The sequence below is a fragment of the Marinobacter sp. CH_CUG1437-1 genome (genome assembly GCF_037029655.1).
GTDB classification, from domain to species: Bacteria; Pseudomonadota; Gammaproteobacteria; order Pseudomonadales; family Oleiphilaceae; genus Marinobacter; species Marinobacter salsuginis.
Map to the genome: position 1 here is coordinate 116776 of NZ_JAYMEW010000005.1, position 24644 is coordinate 141419.

Here is a 24644-nt window from a genome sequence, read left to right on the forward strand (position 1 = left end):
CTTCAGACTGTCAGATAACCACCATCCGCATTAATGCAGGCGCCCGTGGTATAGCTCGAAGCATCAGACACCAGATAAAGCACGGTACCGGCCATCTCGCTTGGGTCAGCCACACGCTTCATCGGGATATGCGCCATGGCCTGCTTCTTGATCGCCTCATTGGTAGTGAGGGCGCTGGCGAACTTGGTATCGGTCAGCCCTGGCAATAGTGCATTCACGCGAATCTTCTGCTGCCCCAGCTCCATGGCAAACGATTTGGTCATGGAGATCACAGCGGCCTTGGTGACCGAGTAAATTCCCTGGTAGTGCCCCGGATTAACCCCGTTCACGGAAGCAACATTCACGATGGAACCGCCACCGGCTTTCTTCATCATCTGGGCGCCCCGGGCACACATGAAGAAATAGCCCCGGATATTCACATCCACGGTTTTGTTGAAGGCACCCAGATCGGTATCTTCAACCGGACCGAAATAGGGATTGGCGGCAGCGTTGTTTACCAGAATGTCCAGTTTGCCGTGGGTCTGCTCAATGTGGGCCCAGATGCTGTCGATCTGATCCATCTCACCAATGTGGCAGGCGTAAGCTTCGGCGCTGCCGCCGGCATCCCGGATGCTGCTGGCCACGGCCTCGCAGCCATCGATCTTGCGGCTGCTGACGATGACGTGCGCGCCATACTCGGCCAGGGTCCGGGCAATGCTTTCGCCGATGCCGCGGCTGGCGCCGGTAATCAGGGCAACCTTGCCGGTCAGATCAAACAGGTTCTTGCTGCTCATTCGTTCACCTCGATTCACTATCGGAATGTCACCAGGGCGGGGTCATCCGCTTCCAGGTGGCTGTAGTTGTTAAAAACGGCCAGGCTGCGCCGGGGGCCTGAATACAAGACCCGCGAAACGCTGGTATTCGCTATCACCTCATTCAGGGCAAGTGCCCGGGCATCGTCCAGCCCAAGCAGATACTGGGCAATCACGGAAATCGGTCCGCCGGAGGTGGCCACCAGTACGTCACCGCCATCGGCATACTCGATCATGTCCTCGAATGCTGCGAGAACCCGGGCCTTGAAGTCGGGCCAGCTTTCCTCGTATTCGTGATCAAATTCACCCGAGGCCCATCGACGCACTGCATGTACGAAGGCCTCCTGAAACGCCTTGGCCGGCTTGGGGAATGCCTTGAGATCGCGCGCCATGACCGCACGGTCACTCCACTCCGGGCGGTATCGGGCCACCACTGTGGTATGGTCGAACTCGTTGAAACCCGGAGCTACCTGCATATCCGGCAGTGCACTGCCGTAGCCGGTGGTGATGGCTTCCACCGTTTCCCGGTGACGCTCCAGATCCCCCCCGAAAATCGCGGCCGGTTCAACCTTACCGGCCAGCCAGCGGCCAAGCACCCTGCCCTGCTCCCAGCCATGCGGAGACAACTGGTCGTAGTTCTCCTTGCCAAAACTGGCCTGACCGTGGCGAACCAGATAAATCGTCGCCATTACAGGGTGCTCTCCGCAATCAGTCGCTGGCAGCGCTTTTCCAGGTAATTGGCGGCGTGGCCAAAGGCTGCGAAACGCTTGTCTTTGGTCTGGCCATGGTAGAAACGGTAATAAATCTGCTGGATGATGACTGCCAGCCGGAACAAGCCGTAGATCTCATAGAAGTCGAAGTTATCGACCTTGAAGCCCGACTGCTCCATGTAATACTCCACCACCTCCTTGCGGGTGAGCATGCCCGGGCGATGGGTCGGCTGCCGGCGCAGCATCTGGAACGGGCCTTCATCATCGGCTTCGATCCAGTAGGCGAGACTGTTACCCAGATCCATCAGCGGATCGCCGATGGTGGCCATCTCCCAGTCCAGCACGCCGATCACCTCGAACGGGTTGTCCGGATTCAGCACCACGTTGTCGAAGCGGAAATCGTTGTGGATCACCACCTGGGCAATGTCTTCGGGCATCTTGTCGTTGAGCCAGCCCATGACCTGCTCAAAGTCGCCCACATCGTCGGTGCGGGCCTTGCGGAAGCGGTCACTCCAGCCGCCAATCTGGCGTTGAACATAGCCCTCGCCTTTGCCCAGTTTGTCCAGGCCTGCGGCTTTGGCATCAACCCGGTGAAGATCCACCAGCTTGTCGATCACATTCAGGCAAAGCTTGCGGGTATCGGATTCACTGAGCTCGAAATCCTTCGGAAAGTCCTGGCGCAGGATAATGCCCTTCAACCGCTCCATCACGTAGAAATCGCAACCCAGCACGTCGTGATCATCGCAGATGGCAATGATGTTGGGCACGTAGGGATAGACCGGCTTGAGCGCCCGCATAACCTTCGCCTCACGCAGCATGTCGTGGGCGGACTTGGCGATCTTGCCGAACGGCGGCCGGCGCAGAACATAAGAGCGATCACCGTAATCCACCTGGTAGGTCAGATTGGAGGCGCCACCCGGGTATTGACGAATCTCCGGCTCGCCTTGCAGGTCCGGAATCGCCGCTTTCATGAACCGGTCTACCGCGACGGCGTCCAGTTCCTCACCTTCCCGGATGTCCACGGCCTGGTCGATCTGGGTCATTCAGGACTCTCCTTTTGAATCTTCACTTTGAAACAGTTAAAAACGGCGCCATCAGGCCTTGCTGCCATCCATCTTGCTCATCCAGCGCTTGCTTTCCTGGTGCATCAGCCAGTCAAACGCCTTGGGGGCATGGCGCTTGAGCATCCACATGCGACGCTCCTTGGCGTGGGGCAGCACCCAGAAGCTCTTGTTGTTCACCGAACGGAAAATATCCTCGGCCACATCCTCGGCGGTTACCGTGGAGCGCTTCATCAGCTTGTTCACGTTCTGCTGAATGCCGGGAATATCTGAACGCATGCTGCTGGTCAGATTGGTCTGGAAAAACGCCGGGCACACGCAGCTCACATGAATACCGGCATCCCGAAGCTCCTGGCTGAGTGTCTCGGACAGGGCGATCACGCCAGCCTTGGTCACATTGTAGCTATCCATCAATGGCGCGAGCATCAACCCTGCCATCGAAGCCACATTTACAAAGGCCCCGGAGCCCTGCTGCTTGAACTGCGGTGTAAACGCCTTACAGCCGCGAACGACGCCGAGCACGTTGATATCGAGAATCCACTCCCAGTCCGCCATAGTGGTGTCCTCGATGGAACCGGCCGAGGCCACGCCGGCGTTGTTCACCACCACATCGACGCCACCCCATTTCTTCACCAGATCATCCCGAACCTTCTCAAAGTCCGTCAGCCGTCGAACATCACACTCAACGAAGTAGCCCTCGCCCCCGGCGGCGTTGATCTCTTTCTCAACACCAACGCCCTGCTCCGGATTGATGTCGCCAATACAGACTTTCGCGCCTTCTTTGGCATACCGTAATGCAATCGCCCGGCCGAGGCCGCTGGCTCCGCCGGTTATGAATACTCGTTGTGTCATGCTTGGTTTTCTCCGTTATCGTTCGCGCTAGCTATTTGTCATGTTAGGTGCAAGAGCCGCTACCGGGTAGAGCTCCCAGACTCATGTGCAAGCTGTTCAGAATCCAATCCTAATGTTTGCAGGATCGGGTGGGGACAGGTTTCTGAAACTGTGCGGAGCCATGGATGGCGGAGCCCAAGCGTCACAGGGATGTGCCGCAAGGAGCGTGTTTCAGAAGCCTGTCCCCACCCGGTCCCGGCACCAACGGTCGAATACTACTCAGGATTTGTACTTTCGAAGCTCCAGACGAGCCACCATAGCCCGATGCACCTCGTCGGGCCCATCGGCCAGCCGCAGAACTCGAGCATAGGCGAACAATTGCGTCAGCGGGAAGTCGTCATCACTCACCCCGGCCCCACCGTGAATCTGAATGGCCTGATCCACAATGGTCTGCAGCATGGACGGAATCACCGCCTTGATCATGGAGACTTCCTGAAGCGCCCCCATGATGCCCTTGGTATCCAGTGCCCAGGCACATTTCAGTGTCAGCAGGCGGGCCTGCTCAATGGCCATCCGCGCGTTGGCAATAATGTCCGGATTGCCGCCCAGCTTGGCGATGGGCTTGCCGAAAGCCTCACGGGTGGTTGCACGCTTGATCAGAATCTCCAGCGTGCGCTCCGCTGCCCCGATGGCCCGCATGCAATGGTGAACTCGTCCCGGCCCAAGGCGACCCTGGGCGATCTCGAACCCGCGGCCCGGACCGGCAATGAAAGCGCTCTTGGGCAACCGGACGTTGTCGAACAGCACCTCGCCATGGCCATAGGGCTCATCGTATTCACCGAATACCGGCAGCATGCGCTCGATCTTGACGCCCGGGGTGTCCAGCGGCACCAGCACCATGGAGTGGCGACGGTGCTTGTGGGCATCGGGATCCGTCAGCCCCATGAAGATGGCAACCTTGCAATCAGGGTGTCCGATGCCGGTACTCCACCATTTGCGACCGTTCAAAACAACTTCGTCGCCTTCAATAACGGCGGTGGCTTCCATATTGGTGGCATCGGAGGAGGCTACCGCCGGCTCGGTCATGCAGAAGGCGGAGCGAATCTCACCACTTAGCAAACGCGGCAACCACTCGGCTTTCTGCTCTTCAGAGCCGTAGTGGATCAGTACTTCCATATTGCCCGTATCCGGCGCGTTGCAGTTGAAGATCTCCGGCGCAATAAAGCTGCGCCCGGTTTCCTCGGCAATCAGGGCATAGTCGGAGTTCAGCAGGCCACAGCCGTATTTGTCGTCCGGAAAGAACATGTTCCAGAGGCCCTGGGCTTTGGCCTTTTCCTTCAGCTCCCGGATGATCGGAAGCACCACCCACCGGTTATCCAGGGAGGCAAGGTCCTTGTGGTACTGCTCTTCAATGGGAAAAATCTCATCCTTCATGAACTGCTTCACGCGGTTGAGATAATCCTGGCCTCTCTCGGAAATATTGAAATCCATCGCCGTATCCTCGCTGACTGTTGCGCCGTGGTATGCACGGAAAATCACATTAGGGCCAGTCTAGGGATAACCAAACTATTACGCGACTGAATTTTCCTTATCGTTTATTATTAACCACGCTTATTCAAAACGAATCGTAAACGGACTCCACCCATGGCCCTCAATCGCCTTGATCTGAACCTGTTGCACGTGTTCGATACCATTTACCGGGAAGGCAGCCTGACCCGCGCGGCCAGAGCGCTGCATCTGACCCAGCCGGCCGTCAGCCATTCACTCTCCCGGCTTCGGGACCATTTTGATGATCCATTGTTTACCCGCCAGGGCAATCAGATGGTGCCAACCCCCCTGGCACGCCGGTTCCTCGAATCCATGCGGCCAGGGCTTACTCAGATACAGGGCGCGGTAAACCAGTTTCATGCCTTTGATCCGGCCACCCAGCGCAAAACCTATTCGCTCGGATTGCGGGACATTCTGGAATCCACCTTCCTCCCGCGCCTTATGGCTCGCCTTGACGCTTACCCGGAACTGGAGATTGTCAGCCAGCGGATCGCGCGGCGCGACATGGAGACGCAACTGGCTGCAGGCAAACTGGACTTTGCCGTGGATGTGCTGCTGCCGGTAAGCAATCAGACATCTCACGAACTGTTGCGGCGCGACCGCCTGGTAGTGCTGGCCCGGGAGGGGCATCCACTGGCAGACGGCACTCTGGATATGGAAGGGTACCTGTCCGCAAAACACGTACTGGTGTCGTCACGGACTGAAGGACCCGGCATTGAAGACTTCGAGCTATCAAGGCTGGGAGTTCAACGGAGCATACGGCTTCGTTGCCAGCATTACTACGCTGCTTGCAGAGTGGTGGAGGAAACCGATCTGCTGCTGACCATGCCAGAGGCGTACGCCCGAATCATCGCCGAACGGGCCAACATCAGGATAATGGACCCGCCAGCGGACCTGCCATCCATCGATGTTCACCTTTATTGGCACAAGGCTTATGAGAGGGAGCCAGCGCTGATCTGGTTCCGGGAGCAATTGAAGGCTATCAGTTAAGAATCAGTAGGCCCCCACAAGCATCAGGAAACCGAAAAATCCGATAGCCGTGATGCCCAGGGAGGCCACTACGATCCCAAGCCCCCACCAGACGGCAGCACCATCGGATATATCCACACCGTGCCCCCTGAGGGTTCGGTAGAAAGCCCAAGGGCCAAGGACGAACGCGCCAACTACCGCGAAGACCAGCCCCACGCTGATACCGGCGAAAGTCCAGGTAGACAGAACCATGGCACGGTCTTTTACCTGGTCAGTAACACCATGATGCTCAAGAAATTTCTTGCAGAAAAACCAGATCAGGGCGAACAGGATGATTACGAAAACCAACCCGCCCACAAAGGTAATCATTCTGTATAGCAAGATTTTGTTCCTGTCAGTTCAAAGGCGGTTTATGCCGGGAACGCGGGCTCCGGAAGGCACTCGAAACCAGGTTTGGCAAACAGGTATCCCTGGTAGAGATTGATGCCCTGGGATCGAAGCCAGAAATACTCTTCCTTCGTCTCGACGCCCTCGGCAATAATCTCACCGCCCAGCTGTTTCATCATTGTGATGATCCCGGCCACCACCGCCTGCTTGTTGGGTTCGTTGTGAATATTACGAACCAGCGCCATATCCAGTTTAAGGAGATTGGGCGGGCTCGCCATCATGATGTTGTAGCGCGAAAAGCCGGCGCCAAAGTCATCAATGGCGGTACTAAACCCCATTTCCTGGTAAGCCTCGATAATAGACACGAGATGATCGACAGACGTTGAGTTAAGCGCCTCATCCTCGGTCAGCTCGAAAATGATTTTTCGGGTATCGAAATCGTAGGTCTTGGCCGCTGCCAGGGTTGTACGAATACAGTATTCGGCCCGGTAGACCGCATTCGGCATGAAATTGATGCTGAGCATCGTGTCCATGCCCAGCCTGGCGGCCAGCTTAACCGCTTTCACGCGGCATACCTGATCAAACGCATAGCGATTGTGCTCATTTACCTGGGAGAGTACGCTCATGGCGCCCTCGCCTTCCGTGCCCCTTACCAGGGCTTCGTAGGCGTAAACAGATTTGTTGATAACATCGACTATTGGCTGAAATGCGAAGCTGAAGGAAAAATCCAGTCCTGCTCCACAGGCACATTGCTCACAATGAGACTCATCAAAAAGTACGGCGGGCTGGTTCACTTCAACTCCTGACTGCAGTTCTGGCGGTTTTACTGTGTTTATTAGACATGTTTTTGACCAATATAGCTGCGAACCCCTCCCTGGTAAAACCACTTTGTGGTTAAAGCATGTCAAACGGTGGAATCCCCGGATTACATGACTAAACTGGGGTTTGTTTATACGTATCTGTCCCCAAAAGGAGTTTCCCGAATGGCCCAATCTACCCGTATCGCTGTAACCCCGGGCGACGGCATAGGCCCCGAAGTGGTGGCCGAGGCTGTGCGCTGCCTGGAAGCCCTGCGTGCAAAACACGGCCTGGACCTTGAGTGGACGCGATTCCCTTGGCCCTCCCACGCCTGGCACGAAGAACATGGTGAATCCATGCCGGCGGATGCCCTCGCCCAGCTTCAGAAATACGACGCCATTCTATTGGGCGCCCTTGGCGATCCGGGCCCTATGGACGATCCGGACCGCTACCTGTTGCCAGACAGCATATCCCTGGCCCCGCTGCTGGACATGCGCAAGGGGTTCGACCAGTGGGTCTGCGAGCGTCCGGCCCGGCTTTTGCCGGGCGCCCGGCAGTATCTGGCGGACGAACGCGCCAAAGACATCGACATGCTTGTGATTCGGGAAAACTCCGAGGGTGAATATGTCAGCCAGGGCGGGCGGTTGCGCAAAGGCACGCCGGACGAAGTGGCAACGCAGATGGAGGTTTTTACACGCAAAGCAACCGACCGGATCATCCGTTATGGGTTCGAACAAGCGCGAAACCGTGCTGCTGATCGGGTCAAGGAAGGCCGGACGCGGACCTTCCGGACACTGGATGGCCGCACCTGCGAAAGCCAGGTTTGCCTGATCACCAAGCGAAATGCCCTACGCTACTGGGGTGATATGTACACCGAGGCCTTTGACGAAATCAGCAAAGAGTACCCGGATGTGGCCACGCACCATGAACTGGTGGACGCGGCCTGCATGAAGTTTGTGCAAAGCCCCTGGGCTTTCGATGTCGTGGTGGCCAGCAACCTCCAGGGTGACATTCTGACGGATCTTGCCGCAGTGCTTTCAGGGGGCATGGGCGTTGCACCTTCCTGCAACCTGAATCCCACCGATCCGGATATGCCCTCGATGTTCGAGCCCACCCACGGAAGTGCTCCGGATATCGCCGGGCAGGGCCTGGCGGACCCCACCGCCATGCTTTTCACTGCCGCCCGCATGCTCGAATGGCTGGGGCGCAAGGATCCTGCCATTGCCGCCGCAGGGAAGGAACTGTTCGATGCCGTAGCTGCAGACCTGGCCGAAAACTCAGGTCGTCGGCGTGGCACCCACGAAATCGGTTCTGCAATCTGCGAGAGACTGTCTCAGTAAACCAGGGCTACTGGTCGGCCATCACGAATTCCAGGCGGCCAGGCGCCACGCGCACATCTACTGGCATCATACCGAACATACGCTGGGCGAAATCGGTTTCGTCCAGCCGGTATACCGGCATGGTCTCCAGCATCTGGGCCACCAGCCGCATGACCGTATCGGTTACCGGCTTCAGATCCCCCTTGAAGAACGGAGAGTCGATACTGCTTTCAAGAAGTTGCAATCGCCGTATGAAGATGGCTTTCTCCGAGCTGTCGTAAACCGGCGCCCCCTCAACCTTCAGGGCAATATCCACCGGTAGCTTCGCCATCAACGCATTCAGGGCAACCTGCCCCCTCACATCGATTACTGCCACGTCCCGGCCATCGGGCCCCAGGGTGATGTTGGCGTCATCGAGACTCAGGCTCAGCGGGGAGCCGCTGTTCAACTGGTTTCGATCAAATTCGCTCACAACATCCTGGAGATGCCTCTCCAGCTCGCCTTCAGAAATCGAATAAGGCGACAGACTGGCGCAGCCGCTGGCAAGCACCACCACCAGGACCAGAAGCGTGCGGCAAACATACAGCGACGTTCTATTCATTCTCAGCCCGGGCCTCTACATGAGGTGTCAGATTGTCGTCAAAAACCACGCGCAACAGTATGGGCCTGCAGCAGACCTGGCAATCCTCGACATACTCCTGTTCCGGCACTGACGGGTCGACGCTGATATCCAGCGTCTCCCAGCAGTACGGGCACTGAATCAATACCGAGTCCAGGGCTGACATGGCATCACCTCAGAACTGTTGTTTGGCCATCCACGGAATGACGCGATCAAACGCCTCTTCCAGTTTCTCGCAGGTTGTGGAGAAACTGATCCTGACGGCGTTGGTACACCCTTCACCGAAGGCATCACCGGGCACCATGCAGACACCGGTTTCCTTCAGCATCCGCAGGGCCAGATCCGAACCATCCACATGGGGTGGAAGGTCAGGAAACGCAAAAAACGCACCGCCCGGCTTGTACCCGGTCATGTAGGGGGTCTGATCAACCAGTTCAACCACCTTGTCCCGACGTTCCCGGTAAATGTCGACCATATCGCGAACGCACTGCTGGTCCCCCGTGAGCGCTGCCACACCGGCAAACTGGGAGGGGGTATTGGCCACCGACGTGGTGAACATATGGTAGCGCCGCAGCGATTTTATGGCGGCCTGGCTGGAAATCACCCAGCCAACACGCAGCCCCGCCATACTGTAGGTTTTGGAGAAGCTGCTGATGCACATGATGTTGTCCAGATCCATCGAGCAGTTCAGCACACTGGCGAAGTCGTCATCATCAAAGATCAGATGGTCGTAGACTTCGTCCGCATAAACCTGGATACCCCGGTAGGCACACTCCTCAAGGATGGTTTCAACAGTGCTGCGCGGATAAACCGCCCCGGTCGGGTTGTTGGGGTTGTTCAGGATCAGCGCGAAGGTGCGGGGCCCCATCGCCCGGATTACCTCATCCGGATCCAGCTGGTGGTTGTTCTCCGCCCGGGTCTGGACGAATTTCACCTCGCCACCATTCATCCGGATCAGGGGCGCATACAGCAGGAAGGACGGGTCCGTTACGATAAACTGCCGCCCTGGCGCAGAGGTGGCGGAAATGGCCAGGTACATGGCCTCTGTGGCGCCGCTGGTAATCAGGATGTTATCCCGGGTCAGTTTGCGGTTGTAACGCTTGCCATAATAGTCGCGCAGGGCCACCAGCAGTTCCGGCAGTCCGGCATCCATGGTGTAGCCGGTCTGCCCCGCATTGAGCGCGTCGACATAGGCATCAATGACGTGCTTGGGGGTCGGCAGGTCCGGCTGACCGATGGAAAGATGAATGACATCCTTCATGGTGGCCGCCATATTCACCATGCGCCTGATGCCGGGCACCGGAATCGCCTGCATGGCAGGGTTCCAACTGGCCTTGTTCTTCCGGTACTTCACTCGACGCGGTTTGGTCTGGCCGGTTTCTTTGTTGGCGGCTTCTGCCATAAACACCTCCTGCAAACGGGGCAAATAGAATCCACTCCTGCAGGTTAGTCAGTATGGCAAGCCTCTACAAGACAAAAAATCATATAGATGATGTACGTGAAAGTACCGCCATCACCGCGGTCAGAGCAAAATCTGTTGCCCCGCAAGTTGACCCGACAGTACCTGCCGACCAGACTGTAAATTGGCCATGGACGAACACCAGGCACAGACAGTCACTCATCATCATAGGCGGAGGCTCAATGACTCAGCACAGCAAACCTGTTGTTACCGTTCTCACCGCACCCGAGGAACAGGAACCGCCAGGAATGGACGCCGTCAGGGCCCGCGCCGAGGTTCGATTTGCCTGTGACGAGCCGACCCTTCGCGACACCTTGCCCGGCACCGACATCATGATGGTGACGGACTTTCGCACAGAGGCCCTGGCGGCCGCCTGGCACACGGCAGACAAGCTGAAATGGATCCACGCCACCAGTGCTGGCGTTGATGCACTGATGTTCCCGGACCTGATCAAAGGCGATGTCACCGTGACCAACGCCCGCGGCATTTTCGACCGCACCATTGCCGAGTACGTGCTCTGCACCATCCTGATGTTCGCCAAGGATTTCCCGAACTCCATCCGGCTGCAGATGAAGCACCAGTGGAAGCACCGGGACACCGAGCGCGCAGAAGGCAAGCAGGTTCTGGTTGTTGGAGCAGGCTCTATCGGCCGCCAGATCGGCCGGCTGGTTGGCGCTGCCGGATTGAAGGCCCACGGCATTGCCCGCAAACCGAGAAAAGAGGATCCGGATTTTGTCGCGGTACACGGCAACGACGACCTTTACGAGCAGCTGGGGCACGCGGACTTCGTGGTAATTGCAGCACCCCTGACACCCCAGACCGAGGGCCTGTTTGACGAGAAGGCCTTCAAGGCCATGAAAAAGTCCGCCCGACTGATCAACATCGGCCGCGGCCCGATCGTCAAAACCGATGATCTGATAACAGCCCTGAAAAGTGGCGAAATCGCCGGCGCCGGCCTGGACGTCTTCGAGGAAGAGCCGCTACCTGAAGATCACCCGCTCTGGGACATGGAGAACGTCACCATGACAGCCCATATGGCCGGCGACTTCATCGGCTGGAAGCGGGCCCTGACCGACCAGTTCCTGGAGAACTTCGACCGCTGGCACAAAGGCGAGGAGCTGTTCAACCTGGTGGACAAGGAACTGGGGTACGCCGGTAGCAAGTAGTTGAGTCCGGATCCAGGGGTGTGGGCGACCGTAGGTCGGATTAGCCTTAGGCGTAATCCGACTATACTCGCCTACACACGATTACTTGCGGAAAACCTCTGCTGCAAAGGCAACAAATCAAACACACGTTCCGGATTATTCGGATCCACCAGCTCCGTCGGTGACTTGTAAACCCGAGGCGTGCGGTAAAGCAGCTTTAGCGCCGTACCATGCGGCATGGCTACATACCGGTCGCCATAATTGTCCTCCAACCACCGACGAACCCGCGGCGCCATGTTGTGGCCCATTTTCGGAAAGAAGTGATGCTCAACGTGGTGACTGAACCGGAAATGCAGTCGGTCCAGCAGCGGGTGGCTACGCAGACTCATGGAGTTATCCAGCGGGTTATTGGTTGCCGTTTGCGGGCGCAGGAAATGATTGGTGAGGATATAACCCTGCCCCAAAGCGTTGGCGGCCATAATTGGAATCAAAACCGTAAACACCGCCAGCGGTCCGGAGGCGATTGCCAACACCGCCCACGCCGCCACACAAGCGAATGATTGCCGAATGGCCCTGCGGCGATCAAACCCTTTGAACTGCTTCCGCCGTCTGGCCTGAAACCACAGCACCAGCTGGGCGTGGAAGGTAAAGGAGTAAGCCAGAAACAGATAGCTGTACCAGGTACCTGAACCGGGAGCCAGTTTGGTGAACTTCTTCTGCTTGGGGTCCGCCTTATAGCGACGCAGGGTGCCAAAGCTGTCCGGGTCCACATCACCCGCATTGGTATTTCCGTGATGCACCACATTATGCCAACGGCGCCAGAACTCAGGCGGCACAATCAACGGCCCGAACCCCAACCAGCCGAAAAAGTTCTGCCAGCGCCGGCTCATCCCCAGCGCCCCATGCAGCACCTCATGAGCCAGCAACGCCTGACAACCAATGGTATGGCCCACCAGCAGACCAAGCCCCAGATTCCCATACCACGGCAGTCCCGCCAGCAAAATAGTGGCAATGCCTCCCCAGATCATCAGTTGCAACGGCAGGAACCAGATGACCCGCCAGGTTTGCGGCTTGAACGTATCCGCCGGCAGTTCCTTCTTCATTCTATCCCTGAGTTCCCGCTCGTCTGGCTTGCCAAAACCGGTCGGGCGCAGTGAGTCGGGTTGTACGGCAGCGTTCATTTTTCACCTTTTACTAATCGATTAAATTCAGCCATAGAATTTTATTTGAGAGTACAACTGTGCGCTGAATTTAGCGAACAACAACTGTTATGGCAACACCAATGATTAGATACCGAGAAAAAGGAGATATAAAATAGAACATCTGTACCGAATTTATAACACCGGAAAATCGTTCTGAGACTTGAGAGTGCCGGGTGGAGAGGACCTCCACAGGATGTCTTTGGCCATGGATGGCCAAAGCCAAGCGCACATGGGTGAGGCCGAGCGTTTATGAAGCGAAGCTTCATGCGACAGCCGAACGACAGCAATCTGTGATTGCTGGCTGGACCCGCTTGCGGGTGCTCGTAGCGGTCCTGAGGAGGCCCTTTTCATTCGGCACCACCCCCAAGGACGAGGACCACAATAAAAGAAACAAAAACGGGAGCCCGAAGGCTCCCGTTTCAAATCCAAACCAGTAAAACCAAATCAGCTACCAGACAACGACTGATCCGAAGGATCGATCTCCATCTGCTGAATCGCAATCACCGCCTGGGTCCGATTCCGAACCCCAAGCTTCCGGAACACCGCCGTGATATGCGCCTTGATGGTTGCTTCGGAAACATCCAGATCATAGGCAATCTGCTTGTTCAGAAGCCCCTCGGCCAGCATACCCAGCACCCGGAACTGCTGTGGCGTAAGCGACGCCAACTTCTCGGAAAAGTCCGTGGCGTCCGAATGCATCCGCTCGATCTTCTCAGCCACTCCCGCCGGCAACCAGACATCCCCTTCCAGGACCGCCTGAATCGCCTCCGTGATGGTGGGCAACGGCGCCGACTTCGGAATGAAGCCAGAAGCGCCGTAGTCAATCGAGCGGCGCATCACCTGCAACTCCTCCGATCCTGACACAACCACCACCGGCAGCCCCGGGTATTGCCCGCGCATGAACACGAGCCCGGAGAAGCCGTGGGCACCCGGCATATTGAGATCCAGCAGAACCAGATCCGCATCCGGATGCGACTCTACCGCCGCCTGCAGTGCCTTGATGCTGTCGACTTCCACCGTCTCGGCATCGGGCACCGCCTGACTGACCGCCTGCTTCAATGCTGCGCGAAACAGCGGGTGATCATCAGCGACGATAATTGTTTGTGCCATTCAACAAATTCCTTACAGGTACGTGGCCTGGTAACACACAGGCGTTACTGGTTCGCACGACCGCTGATCAGGTCATCGACTACACCCGGATCTGCCAGCGTCGACGTATCACCCAACTGGTCGTGCTCGTTAGAGGCAATCTTACGCAAAATCCGGCGCATAATCTTGCCAGAACGGGTTTTCGGCAGTCCAGGCGCCCACTGGATCACATCCGGCGAGGCAATCGGGCCGATCTCCTTGCGGACCCACTGCACCAGCTCTTTCTTCAGCTCATCAGAAGGCTCTTCGCCATGAACCAGGGTTACGTAGACGTAGATGCCCTGCCCCTTGATTTCATGGGGATAGCCAACGACGGCCGCTTCGGCGACTTTATCATGGGCAACCAGCGCGCTCTCTACTTCCGCTGTACCCAAGCGGTGACCGGACACGTTCAGAACGTCGTCCACTCGGCCGGTGATCCAGTAGTAGCCGTCCTCATCGCGACGGGCGCCATCACCGGTAAAGTACATGCCCTTGTAGGTGCTGAAATAGGTCTGGGCGAAACGTTCATGATCGCCATAGATTGTGCGCATCTGGCCAGGCCAGCTGTCCAGGATAACCAGGTTACCCTCGGTCTTGCCCTCAAGAATATTGCCGTCGTTATCCACCAGTGCCGGCTGGACACCGAAGAACGGAACCGTTGCGGAGCCGGGCTTCAGATCAATGGCGCCGGGCAGCGGCGAAATCAGGATGCCGCCGGTCTCGGTCTGCCACCAGGTATCCACGATCGGACACTTGCTGTTGCCGATAACCCGGTGGTACCACTCCCAGGCTTCAGGGTTGATGGGTTCACCCACGGAGCCCAGCAATTTCAGGCTTTCACGGGTCGTGCCGTTCATGCAGGACTCGCCTTCAGCCATCAGGGCACGGATCGCGGTCGGTGCGGTGTAGAGAATATTCACTTTGTGTTTGTCGACCACCTGCCCCATGCGCGAGCTGTCCGGGTAGTTAGGCACACCTTCGAACAGAACGGTGATGGCACCGTTGGCCAACGGGCCATACAGGATGTAGCTGTGGCCGGTCACCCAGCCAAAATCGGCCGTACACCAGTACACGTCACCCGGGTGATAATCGAACACATACTCGTGGGTCATGGAGGCATAGACCATGTACCCGCCGGTGGTGTGGAGCACACCCTTCGGTGCGCCAGTGGAGCCGGAAGTGTAAAGCATGAACAACGGATCTTCGGCGTTCATGGGCTCTGGCGGGCAGTCTGCAGAGGCAGACTTCATCAGATCTTCGTAACGCTCGTCGCGGGCGTTATTCCAGGGCACTTCGGAATTACCGGTGCGGGTGACAACCACGACTTTTTCTACATTGGCGGTGTCTTCGTTCTTGAGGGCCGCATCCACGTTCTTCTTCAACGGAATCTTGCGGCCGCCGCGAACACCCTCATCGGCAGTCACCACGAAACGGGATTTGCCGTTTACAATGCGCGCACCCAGAGCTTCCGGAGAGAAACCACCAAAAACCACAGAGTGGATTGCGCCGATCCGGGCGCAGGCGAGCATGGCGACGGCTGTCTCGACAATCATTGGCATGTAGATGGTAACTACATCACCCTTTTTCACGCCCAGCCCTTTCAGGACGTTGGCGAATTTGCTGGTCTCTTCGTGCAGTTCGCGATAGGTCACGTGACGCGAATCGGCAGGATCATCACCTTCAAAGATGATGGCGGTCTGGTCGCCACGCTTCTCGAGGTGACGGTCCAGGCAGTTGGCAGAGGCATTCAGCTGGCCATCTTCGAACCATTTGATGGACAGGTTGTTGTAGTCGTAGGTCGTGTTTTTCACCTTGGTGTAGGGCTTGATCCACTCAAGGCGCTTGCCGTGCTCACCCCAGAAGGTATCCGGGTCATCGACTGACTGGCGATACATTTTTTCGTACTGTTCCCGGTTCAGAAGCGCCTGCTTGGCAACTTCCGGACTTACCGGATATACCTGTTTATCAGTCATTGTGCTCCCCCTTTAGTCAGAGTCTGTTGTCATTGTCGGTTTTGGAATTCAGACGTTGCGGCCTCTCCGGCCCTTTAGACGGATAGTGGTAGTTCACCATGCTAGCCACTACACAATGAATTAGACTAACGTCCTAATCCGCCTGAACTTTTAGCCCAAAAAAGTCGATATCCCGCAAGAAAACAACGGTAAATTGCGCCGAACGAGAAGCTTTCTAAAGGATAGTTCGGTTGGAGCCGATGGCAAACCGGGAAGGGAGGAGGCCGGGTAGAAAAGCCCGGTCTGCGGGACCGGGCTTCGGACTCATGCTGCCTTTTTACGGGCCTTGGCTGAGCGCAGGCTGTATACCTTGCGCTCCTTGAGGGCATAGCGGTTGAGCCCTGCAAGGTGAATCTTGCGCAGGTATACCGCCCAGTCAATCTGTCGTGCGTCTACCGGAAACAGCACCTTGTCCAGCTCCCCCATCCTAGCGGCCAGGGCCAGCAGGTCGTCATTGCGGAAGATATAGTCCGGCGCGGTATAGAAACCAAAGATGGTTGCCAGGGAGCGGGTGGTATCCAGGTTGCGAAGCACTTTCAGCTCGCGGTTCTGGCCCAGCATACGCAAGACTTTCCCGGTAATGCTCAGGGGAATGCGCACCCCGCCGACAACGGCGTCGAACAACCGGCGGTTCACCGCAATAAAGGGCTTGGTCGGCTGGCGATAGAACAGCTGATCGTATTCTGCGAAGTTGGTTTTGGATTCCGCCATCAGGTGATCAATGAATTGCCCCAGGGAAACCGGGTTAGAGCTGCCACTGCAACATTGGTATATCCGGTGACGGGGAGTATCAGCAATGGCTTCGGCAGCGGCCAGGATGATTGCATTGGCCACCAGATCCACGGGGATCACATCGATAATGCCGGACCGCTTGCCCGGGAATAGCGCAACCTTCTCTCGAGCGTAGGCAAGGATGATCGCGTCGGCCACCTTCACGCCCTCAATCCAGCCCGGCGCGGGCTCCTCGAGTGCGCTCTCGATAATCGATGGACGGACAATGGTCAGGGCACGCCCTGCCAGGGCCTTGAGCAAAAGCTGCTCACCCAACCACTTGGTAAAGGTGTAGGTATCGCTCCAGCCGTAATGGTTGGCTTCACGGATGCCAAGGTCCACCAGCTTCTTTTCAAGCATTTTTCCCGAATAGCGAGAACGAACGTCCGCAATCTTGTCTTCCAGCAGCCGAACCAGTTCCTCGATCTCGTAATAGCCTTCCGTACTCCGGGGGATAGGCTCACCGGCCGGCTTGATTACCGTCTCAGTGATCTGCCCCGAATTCATGCCGTTCACATAACAGGTGGAAACCTGAAGAACCGCCAGGGACTTGTTCTGTCGGGCAAGTTCGGCGACGTTTTCAAGGCACTGCGTATTGATCGCAAGCGCCTTGTCGAGCTCTTCACGGAAATTCACACTGGCGGCGGAATTGATGACCACATCAATACCTCCGGCCAGTTTGCGGAAACGGTCTGCGGACAGGCCAAACAATGGCTCGGTCACTTCCCCGGTCACGCAGTGCACGCGCTCATCGATAAAGGTTTCGAACGCTTCGTTGTCATCCTGGCGCAGCCGATCAAAGACTGACGAGGTCGCGATCTCGTCAAAAAAACGCTCCCGGGCATTGGGATGGCGCTTGTTACCACGGATCAGCAGGTGAATGCCGCCGATGTCAGGGACGGCGCGAATCAGCTTTTCCAGTACCACCTTGCCGAGAAAACCGGTGGTGCCGGTAATCAGAACATGCTTGCCCCTTAGCCGCTCAAGTACTTTGGACGACGCTTCGGGATTCAACTGCTGTGTTGCCATGGGAGAACTCCTTCTCATTTCGATTCGTTGTCGGCGCACACCTGCCAACCAAAGAAAAGTTTGTGAATCAGGTACGGAAGACTCAGTGCATATTGCGGGCCACGATTCAGATTTATGCTCAATCCTTGCACAACTTTATTTACAGAGCGGTGACACACAGCAAAGTTACGCTACAAAAAGTGCTAATAAAATGACGGAAAAGGAGGCAGGTATTTTTACCGGTCAGGAGCGTCCCTGATCATTACCTGAAAGAGACCGCAGGAGCTGATCCAGGGAGATATCCGCCGGCTGCTCCTTCAGCACCCGCACCAGGCGATCCTGCTCGCCAAAGCTGATTCGGTCGTAGAAAGGCTCGCGCAGTACCGGGTGGATCAACTCACGGCTTTGCGGTTCCTGTGCGGGGGGCGAAATCTGGTCCGCCAGGTCACGGAGGTGGATCGCCAGATGACTCTTGCGCTCGGGGCTGAGATTCTCCCACTGGAACGCTCCCAGTCCGGTCTGGATAATCTCGATGACATCACTATCCAGCGTGCTCCCAAGCAGTGCAAAAAGCCGAGTGAATGCTTCATAACGCAGCAGTGGGTCGATCGGTGCTTCACTGAACACCGCCTCAATCTCATCCACGGCCTTCAGGCACCGATGCTTCAGCGATGGCGTCTCGTTCCCGGTTTGAGGTTCGGGCTTGCCCAACGCTTTCGGATTTGCAGATTCCCTTTTTGACACCTTATGCCAGTAAGCCGCAATGCCTGCCTTTCGCCTGGGCAGCTGGGAAAGCCTCACGTCCAGCATGTCGGCAAGGGTGTGGAACTGTCGGCATGAGGGGTCCGACACAGGCAGAAGCGCGACAGGCTTCTGGTTGAGAACCGACTGGCGAAGGGTCTCGTCGCGCCAGATGCCACCCATGTAGTGGAGCGAGATCCCCAGGTGGCGCTGGGCAGCGGCATCCAGACGCTGGAAGACGGACCTGGCCTGGCTGGCCCCCTGGGCCATATTCACAAGAATGCTAGGTATCCGATTGTAGCCCCTGCGCCTGAGCACCTTGATCAGCGAGAAGGCGTCCGTCAGGGACGCGGGATCCGGGGTCACCACCATACAAGCCAGTTCTGTTGCGGCAATCATATGGAGCCCGGCAGCCTGCAGGCCGGCAGCGGTATCGGTAATGACGTAATCGTAACGATTTTCCAGGTTATAGAGTGCCCGCAGGATTCGAAGGCTCTCGGTCGGCCCCATGTCCATGCACTCCTGGACACCGGAGGCCCCTGGTACAATGTGCAGCCCGTAATCGGTCTCAAGGATGACGTCCTCCAGACGACACTCTCCGGCCATCACATTGGCAAGGGTTTTTCTCGGGTACAGGCCAACCATGATGCTGACATTGGCAAGGTCGGTGTCGCCATCCAGCAACAAAACCCGGTTATCCTGCCTTGCCAGGGTGAGCGCAAGATTCAGGGCGACCGAGGTCTTACCCACCCCACCTTTACCGCCAGCAATTGCGATGGTGCGGGGTTGGTTCGAATTGTGCTTGACAGGTTCTCTGGCGTTCATCACCGGTAATCTAGGTCCCTGATTTTTCGGTTTTCAGTATTTTAACCTGTAAAAATTCTACACATATCACGAATCAGATAATATATTGCTTAAAAAAAGAGCAATAAGTATTTAATAACGACGGATTATTGTCTAAGCTCTTTTCGGACAATAAGAATGAACGCTCCGTCAGATACTGACTTTTTCGTCGCGGCAGGTAAGCCTATGCACATCGCGCCTGATCTACAGCTACCGAGTCTACCGGAGGTGACCCTGCGGGCGCTCGATGCATGCCATCAGGACGAGAGCTACAGAAAAATCAGCGAAATTGTCTCTGCCGATACGGCGCTGGTGGCTCGCATACTGGCACTGGCCAATTCCGCCCTTTACGGCCCCTCTACCCCCATTCGATCGGTTGACCAGGCACTCCTCAGACTCGGCACCCGCCGTTTTCACACCCTGGTTCTGACCGCAGCCCTGAGACAGCTGCTGTTCGAGCTGGGCGGCGAGGAATGGCAGCAACTCAGAGACTTCTGGCGCCACTCGCTGACTACCGCACTAACCGCACGGGCGTTGGCAACGCTTACCCGGTATCCGGAGCCAGACGAAGCCTTCATGCTGGGCATGCTGCACAACATCGGCGAACTGATCGCTATTAAAACGCCAGCCACCGAGGCGAAGCAACACTATCTTGATCACCAGTCAGACATTGCCGCCGAACTCGTGGCCTCCTGGGGCCTGGGCCCCATGGCAGCCGATGCCATGCGTTATCAGCAGGCGCTGCCCTCGGAACTCAGGGATGCCGGCCACCTGGTGAAGCTGATCAGTCTCGCAACCCGCCTGGCTCTGTCCGATGCCGCCGGCATTGCAGCGGCAGGCACGGTATTCGGGCTCAACGAAGAACTGACCCGTGAAATCAACCGCCGCATCGGTCATGAAGTCTCCGGCATGGCGGCCTCCATGGGAATCCCGCTGGACGAGGATTACTGTGGCGAAAGTGCCTCTAGGCAGCTGAAACAGACCATTCTTCGTCAGGCCATGGCGAACCAGGCCATCAACCTGGCCGACCTGACCGGTGAAACCGAAGATATTCTCGCCGAAACCGTCAACAGCCTTACCCTGATCACAGGCCTTCCGGCACTGTGCTTTGGGCACATGGGAGACAATCTCGTGCTCCTGTCCGGCACCATTGGCGACATCCCCGAACTTGCGGTAACTGCCAAGCCAGGCGGGAGTGTTCTCACGGAAGCTTTTATTTCCGGGCTGCCAGTCAGCCTTGGGGGACGCTCACCCACGGTACTGGACCGTCAGTTACTCTCGCTATTACACACACCGTCACTGCTGGCCGTGCCGGTGAAGGGCAGCGACGATTGCCCGGGCGTCTTCGCCCTTGGTACCGACAATGACCATCTACCGACGACTCTGGAACTGGCTGATATCTTTACCCGCCAGTTGTCCTCCGTGCTGGCAAACCGAACCCTTGCGACAGCCAGCGCAGAGAGTGGAACAGAAAGACTGGATCAGGAAATAGCCCGCGAACGGCTGCGCAAACAGGTGCACGAGGTCAGCAACCCGCTTACCATCATCAGACAGTACATTTATCAGCTTCGCGGCAGGCTTGAGGATGCCGATGTCCAGCAGGAACTGGACGTCATTCGAGATGAGCTGGACCGGGCCGGCAACCTTTTGCTGCAAATGAGCCATACTGACGCCGTGGGTCCCGGTGACGAAGGAGTTGAACTCAATACTGAGCTGGAAAGTCTCGCACGTATCCTTGAAGATAGCTTGTTCAGCTCCGGGAACCGAAACCTGAAGTTGTCACTGTGCAGCGAACCAACACGGGTTGCGGCCGGCACCACCCGAATTCGCCAGGTAGTGATCAACCTGGTTCGTAACGCTGCGGAAAGCCTACCCGAGGATAGTGGCACTGTTGAAATTCATACCGCTTCTCCAGTGTGGCAGAATCATCGCACCTGGGTTGAGCTGGAAATCAAAGATACAGGCAGAGGAATACCCGGTGAAATACGGGACACCCTGTTCTCACCGGTAAAAACCACAAAGGGAGAAGGCCACAGCGGTTTGGGCCTGAGTATTGTGAAGCAGCTAGTCGATGACATGGAGGGCATCATAGCTTGTCGGACGGGGCAGGAGGGCACCACCTTCAGGATTTTGCTCCCGGCGGCCAGCCATAAAAAGAACGAGACCGACTGACGCAGAAACAACGGACACAGACCGATGGCACCTGAACAAACTGATCAGCCTTTCAGTCACGGGTTAACGGCACGGATACTGGTAGCGGACGACGAACTCCGTTTGCTGAACACGCTCGCTTCGCTGTTACGCAGCCGGGGTTACCAAGTGGCGGAAGCCCACGGTGGTCAAAAAGCCTGTGACCTGATTGACGAGGAGACGTTCGATCTGGCGCTGCTGGATCTCAGGATGCCGGAAGTCAGCGGCTTCGACGTCATGGCCCATCTTACCAATAGCCAACCGGATTGCGGAGTGATTGTCGTCAGCGGCGAGAGCTCCTTCAGTGCCGTGAGCCGAGCCTTGCGGCGGGGTGCCTTGGACTACATTCGCAAACCCTTTGACCCTGAAGAGCTTCTGGCCACCGTTGAGAGTGTTATTGGAAAGAAGTCTCTGCTCGAGGCCCACGAGCATATTCAGATGCGGCTAGAGAAATCCGAGGCCCTGCATCGCTACATCGTTAACAGTTCCCCGGATATCGTGTTTATGCTCGATCACGATGGCCACTTCTGCTTTGTAAACAGCAAGGTCGAGAGCCTGCTCGGATACCAGCCTGCGGAACTCTGTGGCCAGCACTTCCGACACATCCTGGATGACCGTGACGTGACCCGGGGAACCCTGGCCCTGAAGGGCCCCAACATCACCGCGGACAACCCCAGGACCCTGGAAGTTCGCCTGAAAACCCGGGGCAGCCGCCGGGCAACCCGACACTTCGAGATCACTGCCTTTCCAATCGACCCGCAAACCTGGCCCCATTCCGGAAGCACCCAGGGAGGCGGAAATGGCAATGGCGCTCGCTACTACGGCACTGCCCGGGATGTCACCGAGCGAAAGGAAGCCGAGGCGTTCATCAATTTCCAGGCCTATCACGACCTGCTGACCCGCCTGCCAAACCGGGCACTTTTCAAGGACCGCCTTGAGCTTGCGATAACCCACGCGAAACGCGGCGGCCAGAAACTCGCCGTGATGTTCCTGGATCTGGACCGCTTCAAGGTCATCAACGACACCCTCGGCCACGCCATGGGAGATCGTCTGCTGCAGGCAGTCACCCACCGCCTTGAAAAATGTCTGCGTAAGGGCGACACACTGTCGCGGTTCGGTGGCGACGAATTTACCCTGTTGCTGCCCTCCATACACAATCACGACGATGCCAGACAGATCGCCAAGAAACTGATTGATGCCCTCAGGGCGCCTTTTCAGCTGGGTGATCACGAGGTGTTCGTTGGTGTGAGCATCGGCATAGCCATCTTCCCGGAAGCCGGCGAAACCATGGACCAGCTCATCCAGAATGCGGACATCGCCATGTACCACGTCAAAGGCAAGGGCAAGGACGGTTACCGCTTCTACTCCGACAGCATGAGCATCGATACCGCCAACCGGCTCAACCTGGAGCGGGACCTGCGCCTCGCTCTGGAACGGGACGAGTTGAGGGTTTTCTACCAACCCCAGGTGTGCTCCACAACCAACCGGGTGGTCGGCCTTGAGGCCCTGGTAAGGTGGCAGCACCCCGAGCGCGGACTGCTCTATCCCAGGGACTTTCTGCCTCTGGCAGAAGAAACCAAGCTGATCGGCCAGCTCAGCGAACGGGTTCTCAATCAGGCCTGCGAGGATGTTGGCCAATGGATCCGGGCCGGCCATGCCGACCTCCGGCTGGCAGTCAACCTGTCACCCATCCAGGTCGAGCACCCGCGGTTCGTGGAAACCCTCATGCAGCAGGTAAAGGCCCACAACTTCCCGGCCGGCAACCTGGAAATCGAAATCACTGAAAACGTGATCATGAACGATCTTGAGCAGATCTCCCAGAAACTCCGTGAACTGGCAGCTCTGGGTGTCCGGATAGCGATAGACGATTTTGGCACCGGTTATTCCTCCCTGAATTACCTGCACCGACTGCCCATCCATACCCTCAAGGTTGACCAGTCTTTCGTGAAAGCCATCCGCAGCGGCGAAGACGGCGCGTGTATCGTGAATGCCATCGTCGCCATGGCTCACGGGCTGAAGCTGGAGATTGTTGCCGAAGGCGTGGAAACCGACGAGCAACTGGAATACCTTCGAGGCCTGGGCTGCCATCAGGTCCAGGGCTTTTTCTATGGCCCTGCCAGGCCTGCCGCCGAAATTTCCAGAACCCTGGGCACCACGAGAGCCAAAGCCGCATCATTCTGATAGACGATTATTTATTGTCTGACACTCCGATATAAAACCGCGATCTGGTTTGCAAAGTATTGCAGTACGTTACTTTGTGTATCCGGAAATGCGCATTACTGCACATATTTCTCCCACCCTGTTCTCTAAGCTCGATTCCATAGGCGCTGATCACCGGAATGTCCGACATTCTCGGACCAATAACGACAAAAACGGTGACGGCATCCAAGGAACAAGAACAGGCAGCAGTCATCATGCGCGACAAGTACAAGTACATTGGTCCCGTCTACGATTTCCTGAGCAACCTTTACAGCGGAAAAAACATTCACCGCTGCAAGACAGCGATGCTGGACGTTGAAACCGTGCAGCCAGGGGACAAAATACTGTTTGCCGGGGTCGGCCACGGTCGGGATGCCATTCGGGCCGCCGAGCTGGGCGCCGATGTAACCGTGGTGGACCTTTCCGAAACCATGCTGAGAAAGTTTGCCGAGGCTCAGGAAAAGGAAGCCCCGCACCTTACTATCCGTCGCATCCACAGCGACATCATGAAGGTGGATGAGTTTGAACAGTACGACATGGTGGTGGCCAACTTTTTCCTCAACGTATTCGACGAAGACATGATGGTCCGGGTCCTCGAGCACCTGATACGCCTGGGCAAAGCAGACGCCCGCGTGGTTGTTGGCGACTTTTCCTACCCCACGGGCAACCTGCTTTCCCGAATGTTCAAAAAGCTCTACTGGTACATGGCAGTCTTCATCTTCTGGCTGTTCGCCAACAACGCCTTCCACAAAATCTATAACTATCCCGAGCACATGCAGCGCCTGGGCCTTCAGGTCACCGACAAGAAGCACTTCAAGCTTCTGAACATGAACTGCTACTGGTCCATTCTCGGACGCAAACAGGCCTGATTACCTTCGCTAGAGAGTCACCCAACAAAAACAAACAGGGA

General features: G+C 57.0%; 21 protein-coding genes. 6 read left to right on the forward strand and 15 right to left on the reverse strand.

Going from position 1 to position 24644, the window contains the following annotated elements:
* Positions 1 to 2: 2 nt before the first annotated feature.
* The 5 genes from WA411_RS14215 to WA411_RS14235 form a co-directional block, all read right to left on the reverse strand.
* Positions 3 to 773, reverse strand: a complete 771-nt coding sequence (locus WA411_RS14215) for an SDR family oxidoreductase (protein WP_069184160.1) — start codon at positions 771 to 773, stop codon at positions 3 to 5.
* 17 nt (positions 774 to 790) lie between these two features.
* Positions 791 to 1480, reverse strand: a complete 690-nt coding sequence (locus tag WA411_RS14220) for a histidine phosphatase family protein (protein WP_291909749.1) — start codon at positions 1478 to 1480, stop codon at positions 791 to 793.
* Positions 1480 to 2544: a phosphotransferase family protein gene (locus WA411_RS14225; protein ID WP_291909751.1), complete on the reverse strand. Its 1065-nt coding sequence runs from the start codon at positions 2542 to 2544 to the stop codon at positions 1480 to 1482. Before WA411_RS14225 ends, WA411_RS14220 begins: the two co-directional genes overlap by 1 nt.
* A gap of 51 nt (positions 2545 to 2595) precedes the next feature.
* Positions 2596 to 3414 carry an SDR family oxidoreductase gene (locus WA411_RS14230; protein ID WP_291909753.1) on the reverse strand — a complete coding sequence of 273 codons (819 nt, stop codon included), beginning with the start codon at positions 3412 to 3414 and terminating at the stop codon, positions 2596 to 2598.
* Between the two features lie 258 nt (positions 3415 to 3672).
* A complete protein-coding gene (locus WA411_RS14235; RefSeq protein ID WP_291909755.1) occupies positions 3673 to 4884 on the reverse strand; it encodes an acyl-CoA dehydrogenase family protein in 1212 nt (403 codons plus the stop codon).
* Between the two features lie 153 nt (positions 4885 to 5037).
* Here WA411_RS14235 and WA411_RS14240 point away from each other — a divergent pair, with 153 nt between their 5' ends.
* Positions 5038 to 5931, forward strand: a complete 894-nt coding sequence (locus tag WA411_RS14240) for a LysR family transcriptional regulator (protein WP_222466279.1) — start codon at positions 5038 to 5040, stop codon at positions 5929 to 5931.
* A gap of 3 nt (positions 5932 to 5934) precedes the next feature.
* On the opposite strand, the gene WA411_RS14245 is transcribed toward WA411_RS14240, so the two are convergent.
* Together WA411_RS14245 and WA411_RS14250 are read right to left on the reverse strand one after the other, a co-directional pair.
* The gene (locus tag WA411_RS14245) at positions 5935 to 6291 is read right to left on the reverse strand and encodes a hypothetical protein (RefSeq protein ID WP_291909757.1); all 357 of its coding nucleotides are present in this window, start codon (positions 6289 to 6291) and stop codon (positions 5935 to 5937) included.
* Positions 6292 to 6320: 29 nt separating this feature from the next.
* Positions 6321 to 7091 (reverse strand): EAL domain-containing protein, encoded by a 771-nt coding sequence (locus WA411_RS14250; protein ID WP_291909759.1) that lies wholly within the window; start codon positions 7089 to 7091, stop codon positions 6321 to 6323.
* 189 nt (positions 7092 to 7280) lie between these two features.
* Here WA411_RS14250 and WA411_RS14255 point away from each other — a divergent pair, with 189 nt between their 5' ends.
* Positions 7281 to 8435, forward strand: a complete 1155-nt coding sequence (locus WA411_RS14255) for an isocitrate/isopropylmalate dehydrogenase family protein (protein ID WP_291909761.1) — start codon at positions 7281 to 7283, stop codon at positions 8433 to 8435.
* Positions 8436 to 8442: 7 nt separating this feature from the next.
* Here WA411_RS14255 and WA411_RS14260 read toward each other — a convergent pair whose 3' ends face one another.
* Genes WA411_RS14260 through WA411_RS14270 form a run of 3 tightly spaced genes read right to left on the reverse strand, consistent with a single transcriptional unit; the run spans position 8443 to position 10435 of the window.
* Entirely contained in the window at positions 8443 to 9015 is a 573-nt protein-coding gene (locus WA411_RS14260) for a DUF1439 domain-containing protein (RefSeq protein WP_069184152.1), read from the reverse strand.
* A complete protein-coding gene (locus WA411_RS14265) occupies positions 9008 to 9199 on the reverse strand; it encodes a CPXCG motif-containing cysteine-rich protein (protein WP_069184151.1) in 192 nt (63 codons plus the stop codon). The genes WA411_RS14260 and WA411_RS14265 overlap by 8 nt, the downstream gene beginning before the upstream one ends.
* Before the next feature lie 9 nt (positions 9200 to 9208).
* Entirely contained in the window at positions 9209 to 10435 is a 1227-nt protein-coding gene (locus tag WA411_RS14270; protein WP_136629632.1) for a pyridoxal phosphate-dependent aminotransferase, read from the reverse strand.
* A 239-nt stretch (positions 10436 to 10674) separates the two neighbouring features.
* Between WA411_RS14270 and WA411_RS14275 the strand changes: the two genes are divergently transcribed.
* Positions 10675 to 11658 carry a D-2-hydroxyacid dehydrogenase gene (locus WA411_RS14275; RefSeq protein WP_291909765.1) on the forward strand — a complete coding sequence of 328 codons (984 nt, stop codon included), beginning with the start codon at positions 10675 to 10677 and terminating at the stop codon, positions 11656 to 11658.
* A 71-nt stretch (positions 11659 to 11729) separates the two neighbouring features.
* Here WA411_RS14275 and WA411_RS14280 read toward each other — a convergent pair whose 3' ends face one another.
* From WA411_RS14280 to WA411_RS14300, 5 genes are all read right to left on the reverse strand, one after another.
* Positions 11730 to 12818, reverse strand: a complete 1089-nt coding sequence (locus tag WA411_RS14280) for a fatty acid desaturase family protein (RefSeq protein WP_291909767.1) — start codon at positions 12816 to 12818, stop codon at positions 11730 to 11732.
* Between the two features lie 465 nt (positions 12819 to 13283).
* On the reverse strand, positions 13284 to 13949 hold the full coding sequence (locus tag WA411_RS14285; RefSeq protein WP_069184146.1) for a LuxR C-terminal-related transcriptional regulator: 666 nt from the start codon (positions 13947 to 13949) through the stop codon (positions 13284 to 13286).
* A 44-nt stretch (positions 13950 to 13993) separates the two neighbouring features.
* Positions 13994 to 15943 carry an acetate--CoA ligase gene (gene acs, locus WA411_RS14290; RefSeq protein WP_136631807.1) on the reverse strand — a complete coding sequence of 650 codons (1950 nt, stop codon included), beginning with the start codon at positions 15941 to 15943 and terminating at the stop codon, positions 13994 to 13996.
* Between the two features lie 303 nt (positions 15944 to 16246).
* Positions 16247 to 17782 (reverse strand): fatty acyl-CoA reductase, encoded by a 1536-nt coding sequence (locus WA411_RS14295; protein WP_291909768.1) that lies wholly within the window; start codon positions 17780 to 17782, stop codon positions 16247 to 16249.
* A gap of 222 nt (positions 17783 to 18004) precedes the next feature.
* A complete protein-coding gene (locus WA411_RS14300; RefSeq protein WP_136631805.1) occupies positions 18005 to 19327 on the reverse strand; it encodes a MinD/ParA family protein in 1323 nt (440 codons plus the stop codon).
* Between the two features lie 204 nt (positions 19328 to 19531).
* Here WA411_RS14300 and WA411_RS14305 point away from each other — a divergent pair, with 204 nt between their 5' ends.
* From WA411_RS14305 to WA411_RS14315, 3 genes are all read left to right on the forward strand, one after another.
* A complete protein-coding gene (locus WA411_RS14305; protein WP_291909798.1) occupies positions 19532 to 21517 on the forward strand; it encodes an HDOD domain-containing protein in 1986 nt (661 codons plus the stop codon).
* Between the two features lie 24 nt (positions 21518 to 21541).
* Positions 21542 to 23716, forward strand: a complete 2175-nt coding sequence (locus WA411_RS14310; protein WP_291909769.1) for an EAL domain-containing response regulator — start codon at positions 21542 to 21544, stop codon at positions 23714 to 23716.
* 233 nt (positions 23717 to 23949) lie between these two features.
* Positions 23950 to 24603 (forward strand): class I SAM-dependent methyltransferase, encoded by a 654-nt coding sequence (locus tag WA411_RS14315; protein WP_136629338.1) that lies wholly within the window; start codon positions 23950 to 23952, stop codon positions 24601 to 24603.
* Positions 24604 to 24644 lie beyond the last annotated feature (41 nt).

What these genes read in the sequence shown, in the direction of transcription:
- WA411_RS14255 (WP_291909761.1), top strand. Translation starts at nt 7,281, where the DNA reads ATGGCCCAATCTACCCGTATCGCTGTAACCCCGGGCGACGGCATAGGC.
- WA411_RS14280 (WP_291909767.1), bottom strand. Translation starts at nt 12,818, where the DNA reads ATGAACGCTGCCGTACAACCCGACTCACTGCGCCCGACCGGTTTTGGC.
- WA411_RS14230 (WP_291909753.1), bottom strand. Translation starts at nt 3,414, where the DNA reads ATGACACAACGAGTATTCATAACCGGCGGAGCCAGCGGCCTCGGCCGG.
- acs (WP_136631807.1), bottom strand. Translation starts at nt 15,943, where the DNA reads ATGACTGATAAACAGGTATATCCGGTAAGTCCGGAAGTTGCCAAGCAG.
- WA411_RS14235 (WP_291909755.1), bottom strand. Translation starts at nt 4,884, where the DNA reads ATGGATTTCAATATTTCCGAGAGAGGCCAGGATTATCTCAACCGCGTG.
- WA411_RS14215 (WP_069184160.1), bottom strand. Translation starts at nt 773, where the DNA reads ATGAGCAGCAAGAACCTGTTTGATCTGACCGGCAAGGTTGCCCTGATT.
- WA411_RS14270 (WP_136629632.1), bottom strand. Translation starts at nt 10,435, where the DNA reads ATGGCAGAAGCCGCCAACAAAGAAACCGGCCAGACCAAACCGCGTCGA.
- WA411_RS14295 (WP_291909768.1), bottom strand. Translation starts at nt 17,782, where the DNA reads ATGGCAACACAGCAGTTGAATCCCGAAGCGTCGTCCAAAGTACTTGAG.
- WA411_RS14225 (WP_291909751.1), bottom strand. Translation starts at nt 2,544, where the DNA reads ATGACCCAGATCGACCAGGCCGTGGACATCCGGGAAGGTGAGGAACTG.
- WA411_RS14275 (WP_291909765.1), top strand. Translation starts at nt 10,675, where the DNA reads ATGACTCAGCACAGCAAACCTGTTGTTACCGTTCTCACCGCACCCGAG.
- WA411_RS14315 (WP_136629338.1), top strand. Translation starts at nt 23,950, where the DNA reads ATGCGCGACAAGTACAAGTACATTGGTCCCGTCTACGATTTCCTGAGC.
- WA411_RS14260 (WP_069184152.1), bottom strand. Translation starts at nt 9,015, where the DNA reads ATGAATAGAACGTCGCTGTATGTTTGCCGCACGCTTCTGGTCCTGGTG.
- WA411_RS14265 (WP_069184151.1), bottom strand. Translation starts at nt 9,199, where the DNA reads ATGTCAGCCCTGGACTCGGTATTGATTCAGTGCCCGTACTGCTGGGAG.
- WA411_RS14220 (WP_291909749.1), bottom strand. Translation starts at nt 1,480, where the DNA reads ATGGCGACGATTTATCTGGTTCGCCACGGTCAGGCCAGTTTTGGCAAG.
- WA411_RS14240 (WP_222466279.1), top strand. Translation starts at nt 5,038, where the DNA reads ATGGCCCTCAATCGCCTTGATCTGAACCTGTTGCACGTGTTCGATACC.
- WA411_RS14300 (WP_136631805.1), bottom strand. Translation starts at nt 19,327, where the DNA reads ATGAACGCCAGAGAACCTGTCAAGCACAATTCGAACCAACCCCGCACC.
- WA411_RS14310 (WP_291909769.1), top strand. Translation starts at nt 21,542, where the DNA reads ATGGCACCTGAACAAACTGATCAGCCTTTCAGTCACGGGTTAACGGCA.
- WA411_RS14305 (WP_291909798.1), top strand. Translation starts at nt 19,532, where the DNA reads ATGCACATCGCGCCTGATCTACAGCTACCGAGTCTACCGGAGGTGACC.
- WA411_RS14285 (WP_069184146.1), bottom strand. Translation starts at nt 13,949, where the DNA reads ATGGCACAAACAATTATCGTCGCTGATGATCACCCGCTGTTTCGCGCA.